The sequence below is a fragment of the Nocardia sp. NPDC002869 genome (assembly GCF_046764065.1).
Taxonomy (GTDB): Bacteria; Actinomycetota; Actinomycetes; order Mycobacteriales; family Mycobacteriaceae; genus Nocardia; species Nocardia rhamnosiphila.
In genome coordinates, this window is the sequence record NZ_JBKOOL010000342.1 from 1 (window position 1) to 1,209 (window position 1,209).

Below are 1,209 nucleotides of genomic sequence, written 5' to 3' on the forward strand. Positions count from 1 at the left end.
CCGGCGACGGGCCCGCCCCCGGCGACGGGCCCGCCCCCGGCCTTCGGAGCTCGCGGAAACCCGAGGTTGCCCGACTGTGAGCCCTGGCCCAGGAGGCGGCGCCATCACGTCAGAGGTAAGTACACCCGCTTCCCGTTTTCGGTGAACTCGGCCGACTTCTCCGCCATGCCCGCCTCGATGGCATCGACATCCGTCAGATTGTGCTGCTCCGCGTACTCGCGTACGTCCGCGGAGATGCGCATGGAACAGAATTTCGGACCGCACATCGAACAGAAATGCGCCGTCTTCGCCGGTTCCGCGGGCATCGTCTCGTCGTGATACTCGCGCGCGGTATCGGGGTCCAGTGACAGCGCGAACTGGTCGCGCCAGCGGAATTCGAACCGGGCCTTGGACAACTCGTCATCCCGGAGCTGAGCGTGCGGATGGCCTTTGGCCAGGTCGGCGGCGTGCGCGGCGATCTTGTAGGTGATGACGCCGGTTTTCACATCGTCACGGTCGGGCAGGCCGAGATGTTCTTTCGGTGTGACGTAGCACAGCATCGCGGTCCCGGCCTGCGCGATGATCGCCGCGCCGATGGCCGAGGTGATGTGGTCGTAGGCGGGCGCGATATCGGTGGCCAGCGGACCGAGGGTGTAGAAGGGGGCTTCTTCGCACAGTTCTTCTTCCAGCCGTACGTTCTCCACGATCTTGTGCATCGGCACGTGGCCGGGGCCCTCGATCATGACCTGCACACCGTGCGATTTCGCGATGGTGGTCAGCTCGCCGAGCGTACGGAGTTCGGCGAACTGCGCCTCGTCGTTGGCGTCGGCGATGGAACCGGGCCGCAGCCCGTCACCCAGCGAGAAGGTGACGTCGTAGCGCGCCAGGATTTCGCACAGCTCCTCGAAATGGGTGTACAGGAACGATTCCCGGTGGTGGGCCAGGCACCACGCGGCCATGATCGAACCGCCGCGCGAGACGATTCCGGTGACCCGTTTCGCGGTCAGCGGCACGTAGCGCAGCAGTACCCCGGCGTGCACGGTCATATAGTCGACGCCCTGCTCGCACTGCTCGATCACGGTGTCGCGGTAGATCTCCCAGGTGAGCGCGGTCGGATCACCGCCGACCTTCTCCAGGGCCTGATAGATCGGCACCGTGCCCACCGGGACCGGAGAGTTGCGCAGGATCCACTCGCGGGTCTCGTGGTTCTTATTGCTGGTGGTATGTTAT

The 1,209-nt window shown here is 65.3% G+C and carries 1 pseudogene; it reads right to left on the bottom strand.

The features are described from left to right. Positions 1–104: 104 nt before the first annotated feature. Positions 105–1,190, bottom strand: a pseudogene (thiC, locus tag ACLML9_RS28775) (phosphomethylpyrimidine synthase ThiC); the annotation flags it as partial. Positions 1,191–1,209: the final 19 nt, after the last annotated feature.